The sequence below is a fragment of the Pseudomonas aphyarum genome, from assembly GCF_028657055.1.
Lineage (GTDB): Bacteria > Pseudomonadota > Gammaproteobacteria > Pseudomonadales > Pseudomonadaceae > Aquipseudomonas > Aquipseudomonas aphyarum.
In genome coordinates, this window is record NZ_JAMDGS010000002.1 from 199,586 (window position 1) to 220,941 (window position 21,356).

The 21,356-nt window shown below is 59.4% G+C and carries 16 protein-coding genes; 7 read left to right on the top strand and 9 right to left on the bottom strand.

Features of this window, described 5'->3' with window-relative positions; genetic code table 11:
* Positions 1 to 226: 226 nt before the first annotated feature.
* Complete coding sequence (mtnA, locus tag M5G18_RS02585) at positions 227 to 1,303, bottom strand: S-methyl-5-thioribose-1-phosphate isomerase (RefSeq protein WP_007950910.1); 1,077 nt, start codon at positions 1,301 to 1,303, stop codon at positions 227 to 229.
* Between the two features lie 108 nt (positions 1,304 to 1,411).
* Between mtnA and M5G18_RS02590 the strand changes: the two genes are divergently transcribed.
* From M5G18_RS02590 to M5G18_RS02610, 5 genes are all read left to right on the top strand, one after another.
* A complete protein-coding gene (locus tag M5G18_RS02590) occupies positions 1,412 to 2,746 on the top strand; it encodes a TRZ/ATZ family hydrolase (RefSeq protein WP_007950908.1) in 1,335 nt (444 codons plus the stop codon).
* 57 nt (positions 2,747 to 2,803) lie between these two features.
* Positions 2,804 to 3,502 (top strand): bifunctional 2-polyprenyl-6-hydroxyphenol methylase/3-demethylubiquinol 3-O-methyltransferase UbiG, encoded by a 699-nt coding sequence (gene ubiG, locus M5G18_RS02595; RefSeq protein ID WP_007950906.1) that lies wholly within the window; start codon positions 2,804 to 2,806, stop codon positions 3,500 to 3,502.
* Between the two features lie 4 nt (positions 3,503 to 3,506).
* Positions 3,507 to 4,178 (top strand): N-acetylmuramic acid 6-phosphate phosphatase MupP, encoded by a 672-nt coding sequence (mupP, locus tag M5G18_RS02600; protein ID WP_273898506.1) that lies wholly within the window; start codon positions 3,507 to 3,509, stop codon positions 4,176 to 4,178.
* Positions 4,179 to 4,258: 80 nt separating this feature from the next.
* Positions 4,259 to 4,999, top strand: a complete 741-nt coding sequence (locus tag M5G18_RS02605; protein WP_007950904.1) for a YciK family oxidoreductase — start codon at positions 4,259 to 4,261, stop codon at positions 4,997 to 4,999.
* Between the two features lie 362 nt (positions 5,000 to 5,361).
* Positions 5,362 to 6,288 carry a GGDEF domain-containing protein gene (locus M5G18_RS02610; protein WP_007950903.1) on the top strand — a complete coding sequence of 309 codons (927 nt, stop codon included), beginning with the start codon at positions 5,362 to 5,364 and terminating at the stop codon, positions 6,286 to 6,288.
* A gap of 63 nt (positions 6,289 to 6,351) precedes the next feature.
* Here M5G18_RS02610 and M5G18_RS02615 read toward each other — a convergent pair whose 3' ends face one another.
* Complete coding sequence (locus M5G18_RS02615; protein WP_007950902.1) at positions 6,352 to 7,146, bottom strand: iron-containing redox enzyme family protein; 795 nt, start codon at positions 7,144 to 7,146, stop codon at positions 6,352 to 6,354.
* Positions 7,147 to 7,192: 46 nt separating this feature from the next.
* On the bottom strand, positions 7,193 to 9,655 hold the full coding sequence (locus M5G18_RS02620; protein WP_273898508.1) for an EAL domain-containing protein: 2,463 nt from the start codon (positions 9,653 to 9,655) through the stop codon (positions 7,193 to 7,195).
* A gap of 191 nt (positions 9,656 to 9,846) precedes the next feature.
* Between M5G18_RS02620 and M5G18_RS02625 the strand changes: the two genes are divergently transcribed.
* On the top strand, positions 9,847 to 14,415 hold the full coding sequence (locus M5G18_RS02625) for a hypothetical protein (RefSeq protein WP_273898511.1): 4,569 nt from the start codon (positions 9,847 to 9,849) through the stop codon (positions 14,413 to 14,415).
* Positions 14,416 to 14,427: 12 nt separating this feature from the next.
* Here the strand turns inward: M5G18_RS02625 and M5G18_RS02630 are convergent, their stop codons facing one another.
* The 5 genes from M5G18_RS02630 to M5G18_RS02650 all read right to left on the bottom strand — a co-directional run bounded on the left by M5G18_RS02630 (position 14,428) and on the right by M5G18_RS02650 (position 18,765).
* Entirely contained in the window at positions 14,428 to 16,245 is a 1,818-nt protein-coding gene (locus tag M5G18_RS02630; RefSeq protein ID WP_273898513.1) for an ABC transporter ATP-binding protein, read from the bottom strand.
* Positions 16,238 to 16,840 carry a DsbA family protein gene (locus tag M5G18_RS02635; RefSeq protein WP_170929396.1) on the bottom strand — a complete coding sequence of 201 codons (603 nt, stop codon included), beginning with the start codon at positions 16,838 to 16,840 and terminating at the stop codon, positions 16,238 to 16,240. Before M5G18_RS02635 ends, M5G18_RS02630 begins: the two co-directional genes overlap by 8 nt.
* Positions 16,841 to 16,875: 35 nt before the next feature.
* The gene (trhO, locus tag M5G18_RS02640; RefSeq protein WP_096821010.1) at positions 16,876 to 17,817 is read right to left on the bottom strand and encodes an oxygen-dependent tRNA uridine(34) hydroxylase TrhO; all 942 of its coding nucleotides are present in this window, start codon (positions 17,815 to 17,817) and stop codon (positions 16,876 to 16,878) included.
* 117 nt (positions 17,818 to 17,934) lie between these two features.
* Complete coding sequence (locus M5G18_RS02645) at positions 17,935 to 18,234, bottom strand: BolA family protein (RefSeq protein ID WP_007950896.1); 300 nt, start codon at positions 18,232 to 18,234, stop codon at positions 17,935 to 17,937.
* A gap of 12 nt (positions 18,235 to 18,246) precedes the next feature.
* The gene (locus M5G18_RS02650) at positions 18,247 to 18,765 is read right to left on the bottom strand and encodes a DUF2059 domain-containing protein (protein ID WP_007950895.1); all 519 of its coding nucleotides are present in this window, start codon (positions 18,763 to 18,765) and stop codon (positions 18,247 to 18,249) included.
* 193 nt (positions 18,766 to 18,958) lie between these two features.
* Between M5G18_RS02650 and M5G18_RS02655 the strand changes: the two genes are divergently transcribed.
* The gene (locus tag M5G18_RS02655; protein WP_085607253.1) at positions 18,959 to 20,353 is read left to right on the top strand and encodes a class II fumarate hydratase; all 1,395 of its coding nucleotides are present in this window, start codon (positions 18,959 to 18,961) and stop codon (positions 20,351 to 20,353) included.
* A gap of 36 nt (positions 20,354 to 20,389) precedes the next feature.
* Here the strand turns inward: M5G18_RS02655 and M5G18_RS02660 are convergent, their stop codons facing one another.
* The gene (locus M5G18_RS02660; RefSeq protein WP_273898515.1) at positions 20,390 to 21,349 is read right to left on the bottom strand and encodes a DMT family transporter; all 960 of its coding nucleotides are present in this window, start codon (positions 21,347 to 21,349) and stop codon (positions 20,390 to 20,392) included.
* Positions 21,350 to 21,356: the final 7 nt, after the last annotated feature.

The window sequence follows — 21,356 nt, forward strand, 5'->3', positions numbered from 1 at the left end:
GGAGCATAGTTAGATGACCGATGACAGGCTTAACGGGGACGAGAGAGGCTCAGAGCTTCCCTGAATGCAAATTTGAGGTCTGGTTTGGGGATGTTTATTGACAATAATGGCCTCATCGCTGGCAAGTCGAGTCGTCGCACCGCAGCTCCCACAAGTTCGGCGGCGTGCACAAAACCTGTGGGAGCCGGCTTGCCAGCGATGGCGTCCGAAAAGACGCCAGAGTCAATCAATGCAAGCGCTTGCGGCACATCAACTGCGCCATCTTCGCGGTGTCCGGGCGCTCGACGATGCCTTTTTCGGTGACGATCGCATCGATCAGGTCTGCCGGGGTCACGTCAAACACCGGGTTGAACGCTTCAACGTCAGCCCCGACACGTTTGCCGCCAACCTCCAGCAACTCGGCGCCGTCGCGCTCTTCGATCGGAATGTCATCACCGCTGGCCAGATTCATGTCGATGGTCGAACTCGGCGCCACCACCATGAAACGCACGCCGTGGTGCATGGCGTTGACCGCCAGTTGATAGGTGCCGATCTTGTTCGCCACGTCGCCGTTGGCGGTGATCCGGTCGGCGCCGACGATCACCCAGGTCACGCCTTTGGTTTTCATGATGTGCGCAGCGGCGGAGTCAGCGTTCAGGGTCACGGGAATGCCTTCATTGGCCAGCTCCCATGCGGTCAGGCGCGAGCCTTGCAGCCACGGCCGGGTTTCGTCGGCGTAGACACGCTCGACCATGCCCTCGATGAACGCCGCGCGAATCACGCCGAGCGCCGTGCCGAAACCGCCGGTGGCCAGGGCGCCGGTGTTGCAGTGCGTCAGAATCGCCTGGGCATTGCCCTGATGTTTGCGGATCAGGTCGACGCCGAGCTGAGCCATGGTCAGGTTGGCTTCGCGATCGCTTTCATGAATGGCGATGGCTTCGGCTTCCAGCGCCGCCAGCGGATCGGCGTTTTCCTTCAAACGATCCAGCCGGTCGTGCATGCGATTCAACGCCCAGAACAGGTTGACCGCCGTTGGACGGGAATCGGCCAGCAGCATGAAATCCTCTTCCAGCGACGCGTACCAGTCGCCGCCTTCGGCAATCCGGGCACGGGCCGCCAGCACGATGCCGTAGGCGGCACTGATGCCGATGGCCGGCGCACCGCGCACCACCATCGAACGAATCGCTTCGGCCACGCCGGCGGCGCTGGTGTAGGCGATCCAGTTTTCCTCGAACGGCAAAACGCGCTGATCCAGCAGGTGGAGCGCGCCATCACGCCAATCGATGGCCTTTACTTTCTCCGCAGCCAACAGTCGATCGCGCATCCCTCACCCCGCACTCATGAACAAAAGCCGCCGATTATAGCGATCCCCCCGCGAAGACGCTCGGGTATACTTCGCCATCCTTTACAAAAGCACTGGAACCGACCCTCGATGCCGAAACCTGCCATTGCGCTCGACTTATTATTGCTGCCGACCTGGCTGGTACCCGTCGAACCCGCAGGCGTTGTGCTCAAGGAGCATGGCCTGGGCATCCGCGACGGTCGCATCGTGTTTATCGGCCCGCGTGCCGAAGCGCTGAAGTGTAACGCCGCCGAAGTCCGCGAACTGCCGGACGTTCTGCTCAGTCCCGGCCTGATCAACGCCCACGGCCACGCCGCGATGACGCTGTTCCGTGGCCTGGCCGACGATCTGCCGCTGATGACCTGGCTGGAAAACCACATCTGGCCGGCCGAGGGCAAATGGGTCGATGAAGATTTTGTGCGTGACGGCACCGATCTGGCCATCGCCGAGCAGATAAAAGGTGGCATCACCTGTTTCTCGGACATGTACTTCTTCCCGAAGGTTGCCAGCGAGCGCGTGCACAACAGCGGAATCCGCGCGCAGATCGCGATTCCGATCCTCGACTTCCCGATTCCGGGTGCCGCCAGCGCCGATGAAGCCATTCGTCAGGGCGTCGAACTGTTCGGCGACCTGAAGCATCACGAGCGCATCAAGATCACCTTCGGCCCTCATGCACCCTACACCGTGGGCGACGAGAACCTGGAAAAAATCCGCGTGATCGCCGAGGAGCTGGACGCGTCGATCCACATGCATGTCCACGAAACCGCGTTCGAAGTACAGCAAGCGGTCGAACAGCGCGGCGAACGCCCGCTGGCACGCCTCGGCCGTCTCGGCCTGCTCGGCCCGCGCTTCCAGGCCGTGCACATGACCCAGATCAGCGATGACGACCTGGCGTTACTGGTAGAAAGCAACACCAGCGTGATCCATTGCCCGGAGTCGAACCTGAAACTGGCCAGCGGCTTCTGCCCGGTGGAGCGCCTGTGGCAGGCCGGGGTCAATGTCGCGGTCGGCACCGATGGCGCGGCGAGCAACAATGACCTGGACCTGTTGGGCGAAACCCGCACCGCTGCGCTGCTGGCCAAGGCAGTCGCCGGTTCGGCCACCGCACTCGACGCCCACCGGGCCCTGCGCATGGCCACACTCAATGGCGCGCGAGCCCTGGGGATCGAAGCCGAGACCGGCTCACTGGAACTTGGCAAGGCCGCGGACATTGTCGCCTTCGACCTGTCCGGCCTGGCGCAACAACCGGTCTATGACCCGGTCTCGCAGCTTATATACGCCACCGGTCGCGACTGCGTGAAACACCTGTGGGTTGCCGGCAAGCAGTTGCTCGACGACCGCCGCCTGACCCGACTGGACGAACAACAGCTCGGCGAAACCGCCCGGGCCTGGGGCCGACGTATCAGCGGCCACACCGAATCGTAAACACCCCGGAGCAAACTCCGGGGCTACAGCCTTTTTCAAGTTTTAGAGGATTGAATCATGAGCAACGTCGACCACGCCGAAATCGCCAAATTCGAAGCCCTGGCCCATCGCTGGTGGGACCGCGAAAGCGAGTTCAAACCGCTGCACGACATCAACCCGCTGCGGGTCAACTGGATTGACGAGCGCGTCAATCTGGCTGGCAAAAAGGTCCTCGACGTCGGTTGCGGCGGCGGCATCCTCAGCGAAGCCATGGCCCAGCGCGGTGCGACCGTGACCGGCATCGACATGGGCGAAGCGCCACTGGCCGTCGCGCAACTGCATCAGCTGGAATCCGGCGTGAACGTCGAATACCGCCAGATCACCGCCGAAGCCCTGGCCGAAGAAATGCCCGAGCAGTTCGACGTCGTCACCTGCCTGGAAATGCTCGAGCACGTGCCGGACCCGTCCTCGGTGATCCGCGCCTGCTTCCGCATGGTCAAGCCCGGCGGCCAGGTGTTCTTCTCCACCATCAACCGCAACCCGAAGGCGTACCTGTTCGCCATCGTCGGCGCCGAATACATCATGAAGCTGCTGCCGCGCGGCACCCACGACTTCAAGAAATTCATCCGCCCGTCCGAGCTGGGTGCCTGGAGCCGCATGGCCGGCCTGACCGTCAAGGACATCATCGGCCTGACCTACAACCCGCTGACCAAGCACTACAAGCTGGCGGCGGACGTCGACGTCAACTACATGATCCAGACCCTGCGCGAGGAGTAAGCCGATGGCCATCAGAGCAGTCCTTTTCGACATGGACGGCACTCTGCTCGACACCGCGCCGGACTTCATCGCCATCTGCCAGGCGATGCGCGCGGATCGCGGCTTGCCGCCAATGAACGACAAACACATCCGCGACGAAATCTCCGGCGGCGCCAAGGCCATGGTCGCGGTGACGTTCTCGATGGACCCGGAGTCGCCGGGCTTCGAGGAATTGCGCCTGGAGTTCCTCGAGCGCTACCTCGTCGGTTGCGCCGTGCACAGCAAGCTTTTCGACGGCATGGGCGAATTGCTGGCCGACATCGAGAAAGCCCATCTGGTCTGGGGCGTGGTCACCAACAAGCCGCTGCGCTTTGCCGAACCGATCATGCAGCAACTGGGGCTGGCCGAGCGCTCGGCCCTGCTGATCTGCCCGGATCACGTGAAGAACAGCAAGCCGGATCCCGAGATGCTGACCCTTGCCTGCAAGATGCTTGATCTGGATCCGTCGAGCGTTCTGTTTATCGGCGATGATCTGCGCGATATCGAATCCGGTCGTGACGCCGGCACCAAGACCGCCGCCGTGACCTATGGCTACATTCACCCCGACGACAACCCTCGGCACTGGGGCGCGGACGTGGTGGTGGATCATCCGCTGGAGTTGCGCAAGGTACTCGACAACGCGCTGTGCAGTTGCTGAGCGATGCTGCAAAGCGACCATCGCTGCATTCCCGCGCAGGACGCGGGAACGATCAGAAGTTAATGGATTAGAGGTTTTTTATGTTTGATTACTCCGCTCGCCCCGAATTGCTCAAGGATCGGGTCATTCTGGTCACCGGTGCCGGTCGCGGCATCGGCGCGGCTGCCGCCAAGACCTACGCCGCTCACGGCGCGACCGTGCTGCTGCTGGGCAAGACCGAAGCCAACCTGACCCAGGTCTACGACGAGATCGAAGCAGCCGGGCATCCACAGCCGGCGGTGATCCCGTTCAACCTCGAAACCGCCCTGCCCCACCAATACGATGAGCTGGCGGCAATGATCGAGACCGAGTTCGGCCACCTCGACGGCCTGCTGCACAACGCCTCGATCATCGGCCCGCGCACGCCGATCGAGCAGTTGTCCGGTGAAAACTTCATGCGCGTCATGCAAGTGAACGTCAACGCGATGTTCATGCTGACCAGCACCCTGCTGCCGCTGCTCAAACTGTCGCAGGACGCCTCGGTGGTCTTCACCTCGAGCAGCGTCGGGCGCAAGGGCCGTGCTTACTGGGGCGCCTATGGTGTGTCCAAGTTCGCCACCGAAGGCCTGATGCAAACCCTGGCCGACGAAGTCGAAAACGTCGCCCCGGTGCGCTCCAACAGCATCAACCCGGGCGCCACTCGCACCAGCATGCGCGCCCAGGCTTACCCGGGTGAAAACCCGCTGAACAACCCGACTCCGGAAGAGATCATGCCGGTCTATCTGTACCTGATGGGCCCGGACAGCACCGGTATCAATGGCCAGGCTTTCAACGCTCAGTAATGCCATACGTCGCATTTGTTGCCGTGGCGGAATACCGTCGCGGCATGCAATTGCCGCTCTGAAAGCGGCAAATTCAGTCAAATAACCACCACCCCTTCTGCCGCTAAAATCTCAAGCCATTGATCCACAACGGTTTTAATAAAATATGAACCGTATGGCACGACTTTCGCTCTACATTTCCTCAAAGCACGCCGAGTGAAGGCAGTCGGGCAAGGCCTGATTCGATAGCTGACTAATCGTCATCGGGCAGACTAAACTTACGCCAAATGTCCTACGGGACTGATGGATCAGTATGACGCGCAGCCCATAGCCGCTCTCACCCAGCCTGTAAGACAGACTTACTGCTTAGGGGCTCACGCCATATGAAATCACCCTCCCAGACCACTGCAATTGACTTCGACAGTGCCAAATTGCAACGCCTGGGCTTTGGTCAGCAGCCGCCTCTCCTGGCGCGACCTGTCAGCCTGGCGCAATTGCGCCAGCAAATGAGCCTGCAACTGCAAACCAGCCTTGAGCCTCAACGCATCCTCGGTCTGTTTTTCCGCGAAGTTCAGCGCCTGGTGCCGCTGGATGCCTTGACCTACGTGCACAACGGCAGCGACCTGCGCCTGGAGTTCGGTGCCCGCGGCCACCACTCGGCCAGCTACAGCCTGAGCCACGAAGGCGAGCACATGGGTGAGTTGGTGTTCCGCCGCAACCAGCGCTTCAGCGAACAGGAACTGGGCAATCTCGAATCGCTGCTGTCGGCCCTGCTGTATCCGATGCGCAATGCGCTGCTGTACCGCGCAGCCACACAAAGCGCCCTGCGTGATCCACTGACCGGCGCCGGCAACCGCATTGCCATGGAGCAGACGCTGCTGCGGGAAATCGAGATGTCACGCCGGCACCTGCAACCACTGTCGTTGCTGATGCTGGACATCGACCACTTCAAACAGGTCAACGACCTCCATGGCCACAGCGCTGGAGATGACGTACTCAAAGCCGTGGCCGCGTCGATCAAGGGCCAGTTGCGCAATGTCGACATGGTGTTCCGTTATGGCGGGGAAGAGTTTCTGATCCTGCTGTCCAACACCGGTCGCGATGCGGCCGCCATGGTTGGCGAACGCCTGCGTCAGGCGGCGCAGGCCCAGGATTACTACGCCAATAATCAATTGATCGAACTGACCGTGAGCCTTGGTTGCTCGACCCTGTTGCCGGGCGAATCCGCCGACAGCCTGCTGCGCCGTGCCGACAGCGCGCTGTATGTGGCCAAGCGCGAAGGCCGAAATCGCCTGACCATGGCGGGCTGATTATTCGCCGCCAACAAAAAACGGGAGCCGAGGCTCCCGTTTTTTTTATGGATATCGCCGAGATCAGCTCTCGACCAGCGCCCGACGTTCACGCCCGACTAACACCCGCTCCGACAGTTCGAGCTGCATGCAGCGCTCGAGGAACAGGTACATGTAGTCGTAGCTCTTGCAGATCGCCTGTCGCAGCTCCGCCTGCAGGGCTTTGCTCGGGTTCAACCCGGCCAGGGTGCAGATGATCTCCAGCGCCTCCCACGGGTGGGCATCATCGTACTGAGCGTGCATCTTCAGCCACTTCATGGCCCGCTTGCGATCCTCCTCAGGGAAAGCCGCAGCGTAGACACCCGTCGAACACACCAGCGCCGACCACTCCCCGGTCGCGCCTTCGATCGCGTAGTTGGTGGCCGCGATGGCCACGATCAGTGAATCCGCCGAACTGGTGTGCCAGCACCAGTGGCTCAGGGCGTGCAATTCCGGTGGCACTTGCTGCGCCTGCAGGTCTTCCAGGCTCACCCCATGGGCCCGGCTCCAGTGCAGCCAGTAATCGGCGTGGTTGAGTTCGACGCGGATATTGCGCATCAACCAGCGCCGCGCCATGTCTTCACCCGGATGACGGGCGAATTTGGTCTTGGTGAGATTCTGCGCCATGTACAACGCGAATTGCTCAACGACGGGCCAGCCCCCGATCAGGTACTGGCGCATGGTTTTGGCGCTGAGCTTGTTATCACGCATGCGCAGATAAAGTTCATGTTCGACAACCCGGCGTTTGCTCTCGCTGCAATCCTGGATCAACTGTTGCGCCCAGGCGGGATAACTTGCAGCTTCCATGAGTGGTCCGGTTCGGTTGAATGTGTCGATCACTGTTCGGCTCCTTTTGATTTGTGATTGTACGGATCGGCAAGAGACTTCAACGGAACGTGCCAGGCGCCTTGAATAACAACGGCTGCGGTCTGGCGGGCCGACTTTGCAAACTGTCACAGGTAAACAACTGCGGGCGTTCGATGACATAACCCTGAGCGTAATCCACGCCGATTTCAAGCAATGCCTGCTCGATCTGCGCTGTTTCGACAAACTCGGCAATTGTCTGCTTACCCATGACATGCCCGATGTGATTGATCACTTCGACCATTGCACGGTTAATCGGGTCGTCCAGCATATCCTTTACGAAACTCCCGTCGATCTTCAGGAAGTCTACAGGCAAATGTTTCAGATAAGCGAATGAAGACATTCCGGCACAAAAGTCGTCCAGCGAGAAATAACAACCCAAGCCCTTGAGTTCATTAATAAAACGGATGGCACTCCCGAGATTTGCAATGGCGCTGGTTTCTGTAATTTCAAAACAAATCATTTCAGGCGGTACGGAATAGATATCAAACTGTTCCCGGAGAAAGTGCAAGAACGCGTCATCTCCGATAGTAATGCCTGAAAGATTAATCGCACACATTGCCAGAGGCCGTTCGCACTCTTCTTTAATACATTGGGCAATAACCTTAAATACATTCTGAACAACCCAGCGATCGAGCGACGTCATCAAACCGTAACGCTCGGCCGCCGGAATGAAACTGTCCGGCAGAATCATCCGGCCTGCTTCGTCATGCAGACGCAGCAGAACTTCGATGTGCCCGCGGGTGCCAGCGGCAACCGACCCCAACGGGGCGATTTCCTGTGCGTAGAGGCAGAAGCGGTTCTCCTCCAGGGCCATGTGCAGGCGTTGTACCCAGGCCATCTCGCCGAAGCGCAGGGACAGTTCCGAGTCGTCGGCGTGGTAGACCTGCACCCGGTTGCGACCCTTTTCCTTGGCCATGTAGCAGGCCATGTCGGCAGCCCGCAACGAGGCTTCGAGAGTGGTCGGGGTTTGCGCGACGTGCACCAGACCGATACTGACAGTGGTCAGGAACGGCCGGCCCTTCCAGACGAAATGCAGATTTTGCACGGTCTGACGCAGGCTCTCGGCGATTTTCTCGGCCGCCTCCGGTGCACAGTTCTCCAGCAGGATCCCGAACTCGTCGCCGCCCAGCCGCGCCAGCGTGTCACCCTCGCGCAAGCCTGATTGCAGCAGCGCGCAGATATGCCGCAGCAACTCATCGCCGGCCGCATGCCCGCAGGTGTCGTTGACCAGCTTGAACTGATCGAGATCGAGGAACATCAGCGCATGCCGGCCGGCCTGCCGGGTCAGGTTGTGCAGGGCCTGTTCGAGGCGATACTCGAACTCGCGACGGTTGGCCAGGCCGGTCAGCGCATCGTGGGTGGCCTGCCACGACAGATTGGCGATGTATTGCCGCTCCTGGGTCATGTCATGCAGCACCAGCACCGTACCGCTGACCTTGCCGGCGTTGCGGATCGGCGCACCGACCAGGGTCACCGACACGGTGCTGCCGTCCAGGCGCTGGATCAGCTTCGAATGCTCGCTGCCGCCGGTGAGCTGGCCACTGAGTATGTGCTCGATCAGGGTCAAGCCCTCGCTCTGGGCATTGTCATCCAGCAGGTTGAACAGCGCCGCCAATGGCAGACCGGCAGCCTGCTCGGCCTTCCAGTGGGTCAATGCCTCGGCAGCCGGGTTCATGTAATCGATCGCCCCGCTCACGTCTGTGGTGATCACCCCGTCGCCAATCGAATGCAGGGTGACATGGGCCCGGTCCTTTTCCAGTTGCAGCGCTTCAGCGAAGGCGTGCCGCTGTTTGAGCAGTTTGCGGGTGCGCAGCAGGGCGAGCACGATCAGGCCCAGCGCGGTGGCAAGGTTGGTGAACAGCAGCAGGCGCAGAATCATCCGCGAGCCTTCACCCAAGGCATCGCTGAACGCCTTGGCGGCCGGGGTCACACCGTCATTGATCGCAAAGATCCGGTCTTTCCAGCGGCGGATATCCGCCTCAGTCGCGGCATTGGCGGTAATGCGCTGATGCATCTCCTGCGCCACGCCATCGAGCTCCACCAGATAGGCATCACCCAGCGTCCAGCGGTCGATGGCGGTTTCCAGATAACTGAAGTGACGGAAATTCAGGTACAGCCAGATCAGGCTGGAGACATCGTCCGGGTGGTTACCGCCCTTGAGAATGCCCTCACGCGCCGATTGCAGGTCCGGCGGTTGCTTGTCCAGTGCCAGGCGCAATTGATGGCCGCCCTGAGGTACGGCAATGGCGTTCTGGTACTTGAGGTAGATCGCCTCGTCGCGGGTTTCCGCGTACAGGTTGAGGTAATAGATCGCGTCTTTCTGGCCCTTGGACCAAAGGCTTTCACCGGCGACATAGCCACGAACGGCCGACAGGACGTAAAGACTCACGCCACCCAGCAAGGCTTGAAACAACACGACGGCGATGAATGGCCAGACGATGCCCAACAACCGTGGCGTTCCGAGAGTCCGCTTTTGCTTCATGAGGTCCCTTGATTTAGCACCGCCAGATCAGCATCCAACGTGATCGCTACAGCTAGACTAGGGTGCGTTTTCGATCCCGGCAAGCGAGTAAAAGGCCAAATATCGAGACAGCCAATACATATCTACTGCACTCATGGCGTCGCGGAATCTGAAACTGAGAATCCGACTACAGGCACAAGAGCTGATTATTTATGTTGACGACCCCTTTCAAGCCCCCCCGTTCCAATCTGCAATACCTGGCTCAGCTGGACGAGTTTGACGCGCTGCTTTCATCACTGCGCAACGCCAGGGCGGCCTCTACACCTTTGACGGGTGTGTTTCTTTCGCCGAAGCCTCACTCCTCCCTGGCGCAGGAACATGACATTGCTCAGGCCCGCCTGAAACAACTTCTCGATCACCCGGATTACCTCGCTCTGTTGCGCACAAAAACCGGGGACTCCATCACCCTGCACCTGGCAGTCACACTCGATAAAGGACAAGTCCGGTATGAGGCGGTGGTCGACAATAATCGGATGGTCCCTTTACCCGTGGCCGACCAGCGATCATTGGAAAAGCTCGCCGTCGCCATCAAAAAGAGCCTGGCAAACACAGGAGGACAACTTCGCTCCGACCGCCTGCTTCGTCTGCCTCAGATCCTGTGGTACTACGGCCTGCAGCCAGGGGCACCACAAACCGCTGCGACGCTTGAAACCTTGATCAGAGAACTGACCGAGATGCGGGCGTGTTTCAGTCTAGGCCTGGATTCAGCCATGAACATCGGCGACTTCATCGAAGAGCCAGGTCGCCGATCAATACTCGATACCCTCAGCTTCATACTTGCGGACAATGAAACATCAGTCATTGAAAGCCTGGGCAAGGAGGCGCTGCTCAACGTTTCGACCGATCAACTGCGCGCCACCCCTGCCACTTTCCTGGATCGGATACTCAACGGAAACAATGCGCATTGGCTGGCTCACAAGCTCCTTGAACAATTGCAATGGTACGGCGCCAAACCCCACGAAGAGGTCGATGGCGGGATTAAAAAACGGCTGGTACTGGCGGCGATCCGCTGCTGGTACAGCCTTACCGATGACAAGCCGGACGACACCGTCATCCGCTTTCGACTTGATCAACCTTCCAACTGGGGAAAAAGCTATCGAACCTTGCGCAGTGACTTTGAAAACTACCTGATCGATTCCGGCCACGTGTCGACTACCCGCGAAGCGATCTTGCTTGCACGCTTGCTACAAGTACAATTGCCTGCCGAGTTTCAGGTCAGGGATATTCCGGAAGAATTGCCCTACAGGAGCTCGATCGTATGGGTAAATTTTGTTCATGGCGTAAATCTCGCCAAAGCCATCGACCGCTCTCTGCTCTCACGAATGACCTTTCAGCAGTTGGTCGACCTTCCAATAAAAAAATCCGCAGACGCATCCCCCGACTTACTGGACCTGATTGCTTTAACCCGGATACCCCCCACGCTTGATTGGGCTTTAACAAACGGCTTCCTGAGCCAGCCAACCGAGAACGCCTATACAGAGGAAGCGATTCTCCTGGCTACCACTGAGTTGATCGCTCAAAAAAACCGTCTCAACGAATCCGTCACCTGCCTGGCAGCCCCGACTCCCAACCGCCTGGCAATCGCCAAAAGCAAACTGACCAGGATTTTCGGCGCCGGCACTTTCGATGCCGAACGGACAAAACTGGTAGAGGAAGCTAACGAATACCTGGTGAACCCGATACGGTACAGCGGGCCAACACACAGAACACAAATCAACGCCTACACCTTTTATGAAGTCTACGCCTCGGGAAATATTTACAACGGCAAGAAATGGTTTTTTACCGACGGCATCACTGTTTCTGAAAAATGGATAAGTCTCAACGATGAGAAAATCGTCAGCAGTAACGCATTCAAGTCTGAATCTAAAAATAAGTCGATCAAACTGCCTGACGTAAAAAGACTGTTCAAGGCGTCTTTCAATATCCACCTGTTTCTCCAGCGCATTGCCTACCAGAGACTGATCCTGTCGCTACTTGCCACATTGCCACTGGCTGATCGCCTGGCCCTGGAGTATGGCGAATCAAGAATACTGACTTTGCGCACAGGTACAGGCCGGGCCGCCGCTACCGAAACACCCGCCATGACCTTGCCGCTCAGGTCGCGTAAAGGGTTTATCCTGGCGGTCAAGCATGAAAGCAGACAGTCTTATTACGAACTACTTCCGTCGGCAGGCATCATTCGCCCGTTACCCGACTTCAGCTCGAAGTTTATAGGAGGTGTCATTAACGAAGGGTTCTGGGGGAACGCTCGCGTGATGTACCTCGACCCGATATCGGTGCCATTTGACTGGGATGCTCATACCCTTGGCACTCAGCCGAGAAACAATCAAACCTGTATGGCTATCATCGACCAGATAGGTGAAGTGTTTAAGGCGCCAATAAGCGGCGAGGGTTACAAACCTGTCCCTTGCACTCTGAACTCCCCTCATCTGGAAAAGCTCACTCACTTTATCTCGCACAATCTTTTTTTCGTTGACGAAGAGCACTATTGCAGCGCGGCCTATGGCGAAACACAATTCGACAAGGAGCAAAAGATCCGGGACAAAGTCCTGAACATAACAAAAATCATCATTCCCTTCTGGGGGACCATCGAGGACCTGGCCTCCGGCGATGCAAAGAAAATCATGGATGGATTCCTTGGCATTTTCATCGATCTTGCCTCGTTCCTCTTTCCAATCGGAAAATTCGCATCAGGCTCCATGCGACTCGTATCGATTTCAGGCAAATTGGGGATACGAGCAGCGCTACCGTCGTTCCTGACACTGACCAAAAAGTTGTTTACCGCCACGCTGAGCAACATGAACCCCATCGATGGAATACCGACGCTGCTTGGGGCATTGGGCGCAGGTGTTTTGCGACTTGGTAGATTCGGTTTCTTCAAACTCAAAGGGTTGGCGGGGGGCACCAGCCAATACGATTTCGTACAGGGTCTTCCCCAAGCAACAGATCCCGGTCGCTGGAGCCCCCTCGCAGCCGGTGACCAGCTCGGATCTGTAAACGGTATCGAAGATGTCGTCCTTCGGCGCACCAACACCGGCCCTATTGCTTCGTACCATGCCGTCGATCCCCACTCCGGCAAACCCTACGGGCCAAGATTGACCGAAGATGCAGGAGAGGTTTCCATCGGCCGATCGGAGTTTGCCCCTGCCGGCGAAATCGACAATCGAGTCGTTTTCGATATTCCGCAAAACGCTCGAGTCACCCAGACCTCAGAGCTGAATGGTCGCACTGCTCTGGTTATTGATGGCGTGCCGTACCGCCTGGATCGCGGTTCTTTAAAACGCGTGGATACCCTGGATGCCAGCCAGTCGCTGCATCTCCAGCCCTGCCGTATCCGTCGTGCCGGGGATCAGGTTTGTCTCAACAGTTACGTGTCCGGCACGTCACAACCAACGCCAGCGCCCGGGAGTAATGATCCGGAAGAATATTATTGTCCCTGGTTTGGAGACCGTATCTACACACCTGCTCCAGCCACTTCCACACGCAAGGAACCGATTCTGGCACTGGACGGCCAGATCTACACAGGAACGGGTGATACGTTAAGTCTGTCCTTGCACAAAAGAACCGAATTCGGATTGCCCAAAAAAAGAACGCCAAAGGCCAGGGTTGACGCAACCATCGAATTCAAAAAAGGCATGTACGGGCGAATCACCGTGAAAGGCGCCGATGAGGGCGTGGATGACATCCGGCAAGTCGGAACGCTGATCATCGAATCGAAAATCGATCCCTCCAAGGAATACCTGTTCACACAGCTCAATGTGAACGACTACTACTTTGCTGAAATCAACAAAGGAACCAGCCTGGAAGGAACACACCGGCTACAGCTCGCGACCCAGACTCTAAAGAATGCCCAGCCGGTATTATTCAAGGAACTTTCAACCGTATTTGAAGGTTCGTTGTATGCCAACAACATGGCCGCCTTTTACGGGATCGAGAGAATTGAAGAGGCAACAAGAACCATGAGTAAAATCGCCGTGCCGATTGGCGGCATGTCGAATCCCGCCAACAACATGACCACTATCAAGGTCGCCACCACGCCGGGCGAAGCCATCATGTTTGACCGCGAGACTCGTATGATTGTCTGCAAATACCCGGAGAAGACAAAAGTCTGGACTCGAACCAATGAGGCGCCCTTGCAATTGCGTCAAAGGACTGCAGAAATTTTCAACCAGCTGTTCAATCGAGCGGCTCCAAAACCGAACACAGCAAGCATCGTACAGATTTCAAGCAACATGGCAGATCTTCAAAGAATCGTCAGAAAACACAAAGCCATGGACAACCCTCGAAACATTGCCTACGCAGAAGTTACACACCCCGACAAAACCATCGAGGTTTTTGTCAGTGTTTCCGGTGGCGGAGGAGACACCCGATTTCTGCCAATCTTCAAAAAGAACAATACATTCGTCAAAGAGGTGACCATTGATAAAACAACCTATATCAATGTCGATCACAACGTTCGCTTTGAGAGGGAATCACTTTCCAACGCCAACGGGCAGTTTCAGGCCATCCCTCGCATCTCGAAGGAGCTTCCTCCGCGCCCCACTTCACTGGACAGTGAAAGCAAACTGATCAAAGTCATACGAGAAAAATACCCGGACGACGCGACTCGCAGCCCGGTGACGATCGCGACCACTATGCCGCCGTGTGAGTCGTGCTCGGTGGTGTTGCAGCAGTTTGCTCACACCGGTGGCCCGGATGCATTGAAAGTTGTCTGGGACTGAACGGCATCCCTCTTACAACCGCTGCAAATGCCCGTAAAGCTTGGCATACAACCCGCCATCGGCAATCAGTTGCTGGTGGTCGCCGTCTTCAGCCACTTGCCCGCCGTCGAACACCAGCACCCGGTCCGCCTGCTTCACCGCCGACAAGCGGTGGGCGATGATCAGCGTGGTGCGGCCATTGAGGAAGCGCGCCATGGCCTGGTGCAGGTTGTATTCGGTGGCGGCGTCTAGGGCTGACGTCGCCTCGTCGAGGATCACCACTTTCGGTTCGGCGAGGATCATCCGGGCGATGGCCAGACGTTGCCGCTGACCGCCGGACAGCCGCACGCCGGAGCGGCCGACGATGCTGTCCAGGCCGTCCGGCAAGGCGCGGATGGTGGGTTCGAGCTGGGCGATTTCCAGTGCCTGCCAGCAGGCCTCATCGCTGCGGGTGCGGCCCATGGTCAGGTTGGCCCGCACGGTATCGTTGAACAGCGCAGGATGCTGAAGCACCACCGCGACATTTTCCCGAACCGTTTCCAGGCCGATTTCCTGCTGGGTCGATCCACCGAAACGGATCGTCCCGGCCAGCGGTGTGTACAGGCCCAGCAGCAATTGCACGAGGGTACTTTTACCACCGCCGCTGGCACCGACAATCGCCACTTTCTCACCGGGGGCGATGGACAGGTTCAACTGATCCAGCACCAGTTCGTCGCCGTAACCGAAGCTCAGGCCCTGCACCTGAATCCCGACCGTATCGCGGCCCTTGAACGGGTCGACGCCGCCGGGGTATTGCGGCTCGTCGGCGCGGGCCAGCAGTTCGTTGATCCGCGACAGAGCACCGCCTGCCGCGTAATAGGCGTATTGCAGGTTCAGCAGTTGTTCGACCGGACCGATCATGAACCACAGGTAGCTGAACACCGCGAGCATCTGGCCGATCGACAGGTCGGAGAACAACACCGTCAACATGGCCGCCGCGCGGAAGATGTCGATGCCGAACTGGAACAGCAGACCACTGGCGCGGTTCGAGGCATCAGTTTTCCACTGCGAATTGACCGCGTAGTTGCGCACTTCCTGAGCCCGCAAACCGAGTCTTCCGAGGAAGAAGCCCTGCCGGTTGCCCGCGCGCACTTCCTGGATTGCATCGAGGGTTTCGCTCAGCGCCTGGGTGAAGCGCGAGGTGCTGTCGTTCTCCAGTTTTTTCAGATGCTTGACCCGCTTGCCCAACTGCACCGTGGCGTAGATCACCAGCGGGTTGAACAGCAGGATCAGCAACGCCAGTTTCCAGTGCATCCACATCAGGATGCTGGCGGTGCCGACCAGCGTCAGCATCGCCACCAGGAAACGGCTGAGGGTTTCGCCGACAAACTTGTCGAGGGTGTCGAGGTCGGTGACCAGGTGCGTGGTGACCGTGCCGCTGCCCAGGCTTTCGTATTCGCCGAGGGAGATCCGTTTGAGTCGTTCAATCAAACGCACGCGAATGCGATAAACGATGTCCTTGGCCAGCCGCGCAAACAACCGCGCCTGCAACACGCCAAAACACAGGGCACTGCAACGCAGTGTCAGCGTCACCACCAGCATCAGGCCGATATAGCCCGCCGCTTGCTGCCACATCGAAGGCAGCACATGGTTCATGACTTTCAGCGCAGCATCGCCGTGGCCGAGCAGGACTTCGTCCACCAGCAACGGCAACAGGAGCGGAATCGGCACGCTGCACAGCGTCGCCAGTACGGCCACGCCGTTGGCGATCCACAGGGATTTTTTGTGATGAAGTGCCAGTCGCCGGACTTCAGCCCAGCTCAGCCGGTCGACACGCTTGACGGCTGGCGTGTCATCGGCCGGGTCAGACACAGGCCGCGCGCTCCAGCCATCGACCGAGCAACGGCGACAGTTCACTGAGCGGCTGGTAGCCGTTGGTCAGCAACGCCAGTTGGCCGTTGCGTTCGGCGAGCAGGGTCGGGAATCCGGCGATGCCCAGATCCTGCACCCAACTGAAATCGGCCTGGGTCGCCTTGTGCTGATCGGCATGATCAAACAGGGCAGCAAATTCGATGCGCGGGACGCCGGCCTGCTCTGCCAGCTCCACCAGAACGCTGGCCTGAGTGACATCGCGACCTTCGGCGTAAAACGCGTGCTGGATCAACCCGACCAGTTTCCACGCGCAATCCGGCGCCAGGCTGCGCGCGGTGACGATGGCCCGGCAGGCAGGCTCGGTGTCGTAGACAAAACCATCCGGCAACGCGCCTTCCAGCTTGAACGGCTGGCCGGTGGCCTCGGTGACCGCCTGCCAGTGTTCGAGAATGTAGCGCCGGGTGGTTGGCTCCAGCGCCGCACCACTGCCGGTGCGCAACCCGCCGACCACCAGGTGCAGTTCCACCCCGGCTGCCTGCGCCTGCTCCACCAATGCCTTGGCCACCGGGGCAAATCCCCAGCACCACGAACACATCGGATCCATCACATAGAGCAGGCGTGCAGACATGATTAAGCCTCGGTGGATGCTTGCTTATAGTTGTAGCCGATCGGATGCGGCATGTTGCGCGCTTTTGCCAGTTCGATCTGTTTCTGGCGGTCGATGGCGCTGCGGCGGGTCTTCTCGCTCAGGGTGTCCCAGCAGTGCGGGCAGCTGATGCCGGCCACGTAATGCTCGGAAGCGCGATCTTCAACGCTGACCGGGGTGCGGCAGGCATGGCACTGATCGTAGTCGCCTTCGCTCAGGTCATGACGCACGGTCACACGGTTGTCGAAGACGAAGCAGTCGCCCTGCCATTTGGTTTCTTCCTGCGGCACCTCTTCGAGGTACTTCAGGATGCCGCCCTTGAGGTGGTAAACCTCTTCGAAACCTTCGCCGAGCATGTAGCTCGAGGCTTTTTCGCAGCGAATGCCGCCGGTGCAGAACATCGCGACCTTCTTGTGCACGGCCGGATCGAAGTGTTCTTTGATGTAGTCGGGGAATTCGCGAAAACTGGTGGTTTTCGGATCGATGGCGCCTTCGAAGGTGCCGATCGAGACTTCGTAATCGTTGCGGGTATCGATCAGCAGCACTTCCGGGTCGCTGATCAGCGCGTTCCAGTCCTGCGGTTCGACGTAGGTGCCGACCTTCTTGTTCGGGTCGACGCCTTCGACGCCCAGGGTCACGATCTCTTTCTTGAGCTTGACCTTGGTGCGGTAGAACGGCTGCTCGTCGCAGTACGATTCCTTGTGATCGATATCGATCATGCGCGGATCGTTGCGCAGCCAGGCCAGCAGGCCGTCGATGCCTTCACGGCTGCCGGAAACCGTGCCGTTGATGCCTTCTTCGGCGATCAGCAAGGTGCCTTTGATGCCGTTGTCGACCATCGCTTGCAGCAGGGGCTCGCGCAGGTTGACGTAATCTTCGAGGGTGACGAACTTGTATAGTGCCGCCACGACAATCGGTTGTGTCATGGGTATTTCTCCAGGTGGCTACCCTCGTAAAGGGTGAACCGGATGCGAAAAAAAACGCGCCGGGTGAGCGGCGCGTTGCGGATTCTAGCAAAAAACCTCAGTTCATTGCTGCAAGGCTCAATGCTTGCTGCCGCCGGCACAGGTCGGCGACGCCGGAGCGACGCCTGTCTCTGCCCATTCCTGCGGGGTGTAGGTGTGCAGCGCCAACGCATGGAACTCGCCCATCAGCTCGCCGAGCGTGCCGTAGACTTTCTGGTGGCGCTTGACCCGGTTCAGGCCTTCGAACTGCGCGCTGACCACCACTGCCTTGAAGTGGGTCTGCAACCCGCGACTGTGCATGTGGCTTTCGTCCAGCACCTGCAGATGCTCAGGCTGAAGCAGCGCCAGCGTCGATTCGATGCGTTGTTGCATGGTCATCACGAACTCCGCTTACTTCTTCTTGGCCGGAGCTGCGCCTTTCGGAGCCAGCTCGTTGGTCATGTCGTCCAGCAGCTTGTTGACCACCGGTACGGCGCTTTCCAGTTTGGCCTGGGTCATCTGGGCCGATTGCTGGGTCAGCTGCGGCATTTTTTCCAGGACTTTCTTGCCCAGTGGCGACTGGTAGAACGCGACCAGGTCCTTGAGCTCGGATTCGCTGAAGTTGCTGGTGTAGAGCTTGACCATGTCCGGTTTCAGCTTGTTCCAGCCAATGGCCTGATCCAGAGCGGCGTTGGCCTTGGCCTGGTAGGTATCCAGAACGGCTTTCTTGGATTCCGGCGCCTTGGTCTGTTCAAAACGCTGGGCGAACATCTGCTGAACCTGCATGTACACCGGAGTGCCCAGCTTGTCAGCGTGTGCCAGGGTCAGGAAAGCTTCGGCACTGGCGTTGTGGCTGGCGGTATCGGCAAGCACCTGGCCGCTGGCGCAAACCAGGGCAACCGCGGTGCAGATGGCACGAAGACGAGTCATCGAGTTTCCTTTTCAGCTAGGCGAGGTAAAACCCCAAGGGCGACCATTCTGCGCCTGAATAACGCTGCGGCTCAACCCCCGGGCCTTGCCGCGCTTGATTGGCGGGGATTTGCCGGTCAACAATCGGCCGGAGGGAACCACCCGGGCCGACACCGGCCTAAACTGCGCAAACAGACCAACAGGAGTGTGCACGATGAGCCGTATCGAAACCGACAGCCTGGGCCAGATCGAGGTCCCGGACGACGCTTACTGGGGCGCTCAGACGCAACGCTCGCTGATCAACTTCGCCATCGGCCAGGAACGCATGCCCTTGCCGGTACTGCACGCCCTGGCCCTGATCAAGAAAGCCGCGGCCCGGGTCAATGACCGCAACGGCGACCTGCCCGCCGACATCGCCCGCCTGATCGAACAGGCCGCCGACGAAGTGCTGGACGGCCAGCATGACGACCAGTTCCCGCTGGTGGTCTGGCAAACCGGCAGCGGCACCCAAAGCAACATGAACGCCAACGAAGTGATTGCCGGCCGCGCCAACGAACTGGCCGGCAACCCGCGCGGCGGCAAGACGCCGGTGCACCCCAACGATCACGTCAACCGCTCGCAGAGCTCCAACGACTGCTTCCCTACCGCCATGAGCATCGCCACCGCACAAGCGGTGCAGGGCCAACTGCTGCCGGCCATCGCCGAGCTGTCGGGCGGTCTGGCCGAACTGTCGGCGCGGCACATGAAGCTGGTGAAGACCGGCCGCACCCACATGATGGACGCCACGCCGATCACTTTCGGCCAGGAACTCTCCGGCTTCATAGCGCAGCTGGATTACGCCGAACGGGCGATTCGTGCGGCGTTGCCGGCAGTCTGCGAACTGGCGCAGGGCGGCACCGCTGTCGGCACCGGGCTCAACTCGCCCCACGGTTTCGGTGAAGCGATTGCCGCCGAGCTGGCGGCGTTGTCCGGTCTGCCATTCGTCACCGCGCCCAACAAGTTCGCCGCCCTCGCCGGCCATGAGCCGCTGACCACGCTGTCCGGTGCCCTGAAAACCCTCGCCGTGGCGCTGATGAAAATCGCCAACGACCTGCGTCTGCTGGGTTCCGGCCCCCGCGCTGGGTTTGCCGAAGTGCGCCTGCCCGCCAACGAACCGGGCAGTTCGATCATGCCCGGCAAGGTCAACCCGACCCAGTGCGAGGCGTTGTCGATGCTCGCCTGTCAGGTGCTGGGCAACGACGTGGCGATCGGTTTCGCCGCCAGTCAGGGTCACCTGCAACTGAACGTGTTCAAACCGGTGATCATCCACAACCTGTTGCAATCGATCCGCCTGTTGGCCGATGGCTGCAGCAACTTCCAGCAGCACTGCATCGCCGGGCTGGAACCGGATGCCGAAGTCATGGCGAAACATCTGGAACGCGGCCTGATGCTGGTGACCGCGCTCAACCCGCACATCGGCTACGACAAGTCGGCGGAAATCGCCAAGAAGGCTTACAGCGAAGGCAAGACCCTGCGCGAAGCGGCGCTGGAGCTGGGCTATCTGACCGATGAAGAGTTCGATGCCTGGGTGCGGCCGGAGAACATGATCGAGGCCGGCGCCAAGGGCTGAGTCTCCCGACCCTTCCCGTGCCCGGCAGGGGAAGGGTCATCCGACCAACAGTTTCGCCCGCCGTGCCTTGAGCCCGGCAATCAGCGAAGGCCCCAACGCTACCAGCGCCGACCCCAGCACCACCAGCACCGCCCCGCCATACCCCAGCAGATTGATTTGCTCGGCATGCACATATTCAGGCCACACCCCCGCCGCCACGGCCACCGCACCGAACGTCACCAACGGCGTGATCGCCAGCGTCGCACTGACCCGCGAAGCTTCCCAATGCGCCAGCGCCTCGGCAAATGCGCCGTAGGCGATCAGGGTGTTCATGCAGCACGCCAGCAGCAGCCAGCCCTGCAACGGATTCAGTGACAGCGCTTCGAGCGGATGCACCCAAGGCGTCAGCAACAGGGCGCAGAACAGGTAGATCACCATCATCACCTGCAGCGAATTCCACACCGTCAGCAACTGCTTCTGACCCAGCGCATAGAAGGTCCAGACCGTCGAGGCCAGCAGCACCAGCAACACGCCGGCGGTGTAGTCAGACAAAGAGGTGAGCAATTCAGCCAGACGCTGATTGAAGAACAACGCGAACCCAATCAGCAGCACCGCCAGACCAATGCCCTGACCGATACTGAAGCGTTCCTTGAACACAAACAGACTGGCGATCAGCAACATGATCGGCCCCATCTGCACCACCAGTTGCGCAGTGCCGGGGCTGAGCAGGTTCAGGCCCATCAGGTACAGCACGTAGTTGCCCACCAGCCCGAGCACCGCCATCAGCACCAGCCAGCCGCCCTTCGGCCCGAGCACCTTGCGACTCGGCAACCGTCTGGTCGCCGCCAGATAAATGAACAGACAGCCGCCGGACACCAGCAGGCGAAACCAGGTCACCGTGACCGGGTCCATCACCACCAGCACCTGCTTGAGCTTGATCGGCAGGATTCCCCACAGAAACGCCGTCAACAACGCCAGGAACATGCCGTACACCCAACGACCCGATGAAACGTGCATGTGAACC

Coding starts and splice junctions, on each gene's coding strand:
- mtnA (WP_007950910.1), bottom strand. CDS start 1,303: ATGCGCGATCGACTGTTGGCTGCGGAGAAAGTAAAGGCCATCGATTGG.
- M5G18_RS02590 (WP_007950908.1), top strand. CDS start 1,412: ATGCCGAAACCTGCCATTGCGCTCGACTTATTATTGCTGCCGACCTGG.
- ubiG (WP_007950906.1), top strand. CDS start 2,804: ATGAGCAACGTCGACCACGCCGAAATCGCCAAATTCGAAGCCCTGGCC.
- mupP (WP_273898506.1), top strand. CDS start 3,507: ATGGCCATCAGAGCAGTCCTTTTCGACATGGACGGCACTCTGCTCGAC.
- M5G18_RS02605 (WP_007950904.1), top strand. CDS start 4,259: ATGTTTGATTACTCCGCTCGCCCCGAATTGCTCAAGGATCGGGTCATT.
- M5G18_RS02610 (WP_007950903.1), top strand. CDS start 5,362: ATGAAATCACCCTCCCAGACCACTGCAATTGACTTCGACAGTGCCAAA.
- M5G18_RS02620 (WP_273898508.1), bottom strand. CDS start 9,655: ATGAAGCAAAAGCGGACTCTCGGAACGCCACGGTTGTTGGGCATCGTC.
- M5G18_RS02625 (WP_273898511.1), top strand. CDS start 9,847: ATGTTGACGACCCCTTTCAAGCCCCCCCGTTCCAATCTGCAATACCTG.
- M5G18_RS02635 (WP_170929396.1), bottom strand. CDS start 16,840: ATGTGTTCGTGGTGCTGGGGATTTGCCCCGGTGGCCAAGGCATTGGTG.
- trhO (WP_096821010.1), bottom strand. CDS start 17,817: ATGACACAACCGATTGTCGTGGCGGCACTATACAAGTTCGTCACCCTC.
- M5G18_RS02645 (WP_007950896.1), bottom strand. CDS start 18,234: ATGACCATGCAACAACGCATCGAATCGACGCTGGCGCTGCTTCAGCCT.
- M5G18_RS02650 (WP_007950895.1), bottom strand. CDS start 18,765: ATGACTCGTCTTCGTGCCATCTGCACCGCGGTTGCCCTGGTTTGCGCC.
- M5G18_RS02655 (WP_085607253.1), top strand. CDS start 18,959: ATGAGCCGTATCGAAACCGACAGCCTGGGCCAGATCGAGGTCCCGGAC.
- M5G18_RS02660 (WP_273898515.1), bottom strand. CDS start 21,349: ATGCACGTTTCATCGGGTCGTTGGGTGTACGGCATGTTCCTGGCGTTG.